General features: G+C 59.3%; 3 protein-coding genes and 1 pseudogene. 2 read left to right on the top strand and 2 right to left on the bottom strand.

What is annotated here, in order from left to right; translation table 11 throughout:
• Positions 1 to 191: 191 nt before the first annotated feature.
• A complete protein-coding gene (locus tag OXG98_05845; GenBank protein MCY3771523.1) occupies positions 192 to 1,088 on the bottom strand; it encodes an IS1595 family transposase in 897 nt (298 codons plus the stop codon).
• Positions 1,089 to 1,270: 182 nt separating this feature from the next.
• Between OXG98_05845 and OXG98_05840 the strand changes: the two genes are divergently transcribed.
• Complete coding sequence (locus tag OXG98_05840) at positions 1,271 to 3,334, top strand: hypothetical protein (protein MCY3771522.1); 2,064 nt, start codon at positions 1,271 to 1,273, stop codon at positions 3,332 to 3,334.
• Positions 3,335 to 4,153: 819 nt separating this feature from the next.
• The gene (locus OXG98_05835; GenBank protein ID MCY3771521.1) at positions 4,154 to 4,534 is read left to right on the top strand and encodes a PIN domain-containing protein; all 381 of its coding nucleotides are present in this window, start codon (positions 4,154 to 4,156) and stop codon (positions 4,532 to 4,534) included.
• A gap of 432 nt (positions 4,535 to 4,966) precedes the next feature.
• Here the strand turns inward: OXG98_05835 and OXG98_05830 are convergent.
• Positions 4,967 to 5,102: pseudogene (locus tag OXG98_05830) on the bottom strand (IS3 family transposase).

The raw sequence follows: 5,102 nt of genomic DNA, 5'->3' as shown, positions 1-5,102 counted from the left end.
GGGTGTCGGGGTGTCGGGGTGTCGGGGTGTCGGGGTGTCGGGGTGTCGGGGTGTCGGGGTGTCCCTTTTCTAGGTTATCAGATTCCGACTCTCCACTGCCCGGTTCCGAGCGTATTAGTGCCCGCGCAACGTCTTCGGGTGACGCGCCTCCATAGCGTGGGTTGCCCATGTGGTTTCCTCCTGAGTGCGGCTCACGAGGTCAGTTCACGCCACATCAGTCGCTTGCCCACCATGCCCGCAACAACGGACTGAAGCTGGCTAATGGTGTCCAAGTCACGCATGCCGTGACGCCCCGCGAACTCATTGACGTACCGCTGCAAGTGCTTGGCACTCATCTTGTGGTACGTGCCCATGTAGCCGCGCTTGAGCATGCTCCAGAAGGACTCGATCCCGTTGGTGTGGGCCATGTCCCGGACATACTCGCTGACCGAGTGCTTCACCGTCTCATGCGGGTTAGGCATACCGGCATAAGCGGTGGCTTCGTCCGTGTAGACCGTGGCATCGTCGGCAACGTGTCCGCGGATAAAGCCATGCAGCGTCTCCCGATCTGTGGCTTCTACAACCTTAGCACGAACCTGTTTCGTCCCACGATCCTTCGCACCTACCACGGCCGCCTTTCCAACCGCACCACGACCGGAGTCCTTGAGTTCCCGCCGCTTGCTGTTCGACATGTTCCGGCGACGACCTCCGACGTACGTCTCGTCCACTTCCACCGGCCCCTGCATCGGCTGGCCGCCTTCGTCGCCAAACGCTTCCCGGATCCGGTGCAGCATGAACCATGCGGTCGGGTAGGAAACATCCAAGTCACGGTGCAGCTTCATGGCCGACACGCCCTTGAGGTTCACGACCTCCATGTAGATGGCGAAAGCCCACTTGCGCAGCGGGATCGGCGAGCCTGCCATGACCGTTCCGGTCTTGACGCTGAAGTACTTCTTGCAGTCGCGGCACCGGTAGGGCGATTTCGCGTGCTTCGCTTCGTGAGTGTTCGTTGACCCGCACTTGGGACAGTAGCGGCCCTTCGGCCAAGTGATATCCTCGAACCACTTCCGGGCGGCTTCCTCATCGGGAAACATGTCGATCAACTGCATCAGGCTGATGCCTTCGCGGTGACTTTTCCCGGGTGCTGCGTGGGCCATTCGGACCTCCATCTGATGGTCCAATCCTACGCGATCAGGCCCGACCTGTCAACCCGTCTTTATAATCCCCTAAGAAAGGGCTCCCGGGCTACGAAGTTCTCAGGAACATCACGCTCCCCGAACGTGAAGCCCACATTGTGGAAATCGTGAGCCAAGTAGCCACCGGGCTTCGCGCCTTGCACGCAGCAAAGCTATTTCACCACGACATCAAACCGGCAAACGTCATGTTGCGAAGCAAGGGTGACGATGTAGAAGTCGCGCTCGGTGACTTCGGGTTTCTTGAGGTTCTGCCCGCAGGTCGCGGCTCGGGGTACGTGGCTGCCCTGCCACCGGGGACCCGCCACTATCGCTCGCCGGAGCAGAAGGATTTTTTCGACGTATGCGAGGTCAGGGTGACAGTTCCCGACGGGGGGCAACGCCTCGTTCTCCATACGGTCGACATGAAGTTCCGCGATACGTTGATGGAGGGCAACGACATCGCGGTATTCTCCAAAGATGGAGAGCAAAAGGGGTATCAGGTAGTGGAAGTGGAGCATCTGGGCTCCAACGGCTCCAAAATCATTCTAAAGGCCGCGCGGGAGACGGAGTTTGAAGACGAAAGAACCCAAGTTATGTTTTACAAGAAACCCTCCTTGCGCACTGACGTGTTTGGCCTTGGGGCCTTGTTGTTTGATTTGTTGACTGTCGGCAGGTCTGCTGAAGGATTTTATGACCATCTGCGACCCTTCGATCGATCCGGCGATACCGGCGTGACCAGTGTAGAAGCCCTCATTGACAGGTACCGGGCAGCGTCGAGCGCTACCTCCACCTCGGCAGATATGGTACCTCTATTCGAGCAAGTCCGAGACCATGTACACGGCCGCTTCCCGTCAGACGGGATCGTTGCCATTCTTTTTCGTTGCATGCTCTCCAGAAAGAGCGACTCATACTATGAACAGGCCCGTGGAGGCGACGGTGCGATCGATCGCGTAAAGCTGTTCTCGGGGATTCAAGGCGATCTCCAAGGTTTGGCGGCACGTGCCCAGCTTACCAACAGGCTCAGTACGAGTCCGTTCTGGGCTGAAGAAGGCTTAAAAAGCGAGGCAACTCAGAAGAGCGAAACGTTTCTAGAGAAGCTTACCAAGATGCGGGACCTGCCGGCGCCACGGCGCCTCCTTGAGGGCGCCTTGCGCCTGCGACAGCTCGCGCGGATGATTGAGGGCATTCATCAACAAGGAATGTACTTCGCCGACCTGAGCCCCGGAAATCTTAGATTTGATAAGAGAGAGACAGAAATCTCTGCCGTTATTGGAACTTACGAAAGCGAGGAAGACTACACACGTGCAGTTCGCTCTGGGACCGCCTGGCGGCTCGAATCGGGTGGCAACACTGATAGCTATGTTCCGATCTACAGACGTTTTGACGTCCGGTCTGTGGAGGTGGACATTGTGTCCGGGGCATCGAATGGTCGAACCTTGAACGCACGTTTCCGCTATTCCGAGTCAATGCCAGTTTGGCGGCCCTGTGGCCCAAGCGATCTCCTCAGGGTCATCGACACGCACGGCAGGCCCCGATTGTTTGAGATTGGTGAAGTCGATGAAGAGGGTGTTTGGAAAGGCGTCAAAGTAACTGAACTAGTCCCGTCGGAAGATGGGGAATTACCCACCGACTCAGAGCCCGACACATCGATTGATATTATTGAGGCGAGAGGCACTGTAATCCGCCGTCTTTCTCCAATGGCTTGCTACCTGTCCAACTTGTCAACTTATATTCATCACCTGTTCTTTTCTGACGGAGGCCGGGACAACGGGACCATTCCCGATGTCATTTGGACATTTGTGCAGGACAGGACCGCCGGTGGAAGAAGACTCGCTCTCAGAAAACCTGAATTCGTGAAACGCGGGCTAATCAGCAACGTACCCGTCAGGCCGGACATAGAGGGCGTCCGGTCGATGGTGGCCTGGGCCTATCTGGAGTTGATCTCGATGTCGGAGAAACGCGACGCCCATGATGAAGGTAGCTCTGAGAAGATGCTGACGTCCTTAGCGAGGCTGATCGACGAACTCGACGAGGCGATTGGAACGCTCTGCTCGGTCGACAAGTATGAACTGGCTTCGCACGCCCCAGACGACCTCGACAAATTGACGGCCGCATTTGCAACCCAAACCGATAGTAAGACCTTCGTTGAGCATCTTCGGGAAAGACTCGGCCAGCAGTAAGTTGACCTTTACTGTTCCGACATTTTGCCGAAATTCCAGGCTTAATATCTTCAAGATGGCTACCGGGATTCAGCCCTTCAAACGCGAGTGAGGGCTGAATTCAAGCCGGAGCCAGCATTTTCATTTCTTTTTGCTGCCGTGCATGCCTTCATCATGTGGTGGGGGCGGAAGCGTCCCAACAGCCAACGGCTGTAGCTCAGGACCACGGCGAATAGCCAGACACGGCGGCGCACGCCAGGCTGGCTAGCAAACTTTGCCATGAACTCGGCAATGTCCACCTCGTTTGGCGGTACGGCTCGGCCTCAAAGCGCCACTCGAACCAATGCAGCAGCGCCGGTTGGATCTCACGTAGGTAGTGACCTGCCCCCAACGTTCGGCTGCTCAGGAGGGGAATACTGGGAGGAAGCATCCGAACGGCTAGCGTAGCAGCACGTAGCGTCAGCCAATTCGTCCGTAGGATGAAAACTTCCCTGTCCAGTCGGAAAAATTTGAAAAGATTCGGTAACCACTTGTCGGCGGAGCCCTGACAGGCAACAGCAAATGGCGCAAACAATAGGTTTCCATGTATGCAAACATCAAGTGTGTTACGCATGATTGCCGCCCAGAACAGCGAAACTCTTCTGGTCGGGTCGCTCCCAGGCAGAGCGCGGCAGTGATCCTCGAACCCGTTGCCTCGGACTGGGCTTGGCTTGACGCCATCGTCGGTGAATTCTCGGATAATTTCTTCGCCGCGGGGCACAGCCAGCCGGAGCATTGATCGCGAACGGAACTCGACAGCGTTTTCGACTGACGCGCTACTTATCCGATACCAACGCCTGAATCGCCCTGCTCGACGAAACATCGTCGCCGCTGCGGGAACGCATACACCGCCTTGCGCCCTCCGATATCGGGCTGCCCGCCCCGGTTGCGTATGAGCTCTACTACGGTGCCTACAAGAGCCGACATGCGGCCCGCAATCTTGAGCTGCTGGACAGGCTGGAGTTCGAGATCGTGCCGTTCGACGCCGGGGATGCACGTGCGGCAGGCGCGGTGCGCAGCGAACTTGCGGCGGCGGGACTGCCGATCAGCCCTTACGAGTTGCTGATCGCCGGGCAGGCTCGCGCCCGGAATCTGATACTGGCCACCGCCAACAGTCGAGAGTTCGAACGCGTCGAGGGTGTCGATTGCGAAGACTGGACGCTTTCCGGCGTAGACCCATAGTCTCGCAACTGGCCGCACCCGGACAGCCGTCGCCGAACCGCCTGCCGGCAGAGCCTACCAGCATCCTCGCGGTCGACGACTTGCGTGAACCGGGCGGCCTTGCCCGCCCAATCCGCAGGGAGGCACCGGAGATCGTTCCACTCGACCTCGCCCTGCCCGGAAGAGACGGCATCGCGCTGATGGCCGAGGTGCCCAAGCTCTCAGACCTGCCGATCATCTTCATCTCGGGCTACGGTCGCGACGAAACCACAGCACGCGCCTTCGCGGCGGGTGCTGCCGACGACGTCGCCAAGCCTTTCGCGCCGACCGAGCTCACCGCGGCGGGTCAGGGCGGCGTTGCGGGTCCGCGCCGGCGCGGTACCGTTCGAGCTCGGCGCGCTCACCATCGACTACGGGCGTCGCCGGGTGACGGTGGACGGGCGGGCGGAGGCGCTGCTGCACCAGTTCGGCCATGTCGGCGACCAGGCGCGCGTCATCCGCCCGGCCCCGCGGCACGTGCCGCTGCGTCGAGCGCTGCTGGCCCAGCACCCGGCGCGCACGCCGCACCCGGTCGATGCTCCGCCAGCGG

It is taken from the genome of Gemmatimonadota bacterium, assembly GCA_026706345.1.
In the GTDB taxonomy this organism is placed as follows: domain Bacteria; phylum JAAXHH01; class JAAXHH01; order JAAXHH01; family JAAXHH01; genus JAAXHH01.
The sequence above is the reverse complement of the archived record's forward strand: the minus strand, read 5'-3'. Positions and strand labels throughout refer to the sequence as shown.

Excerpts from the sequence above, each read along its gene's own strand:
- OXG98_05845 (MCY3771523.1), bottom strand. The coding sequence starts at position 1,088 with ATGCAGTTGATCGACATGTTTCCCGATGAGGAAGCCGCCCGGAAGTGG.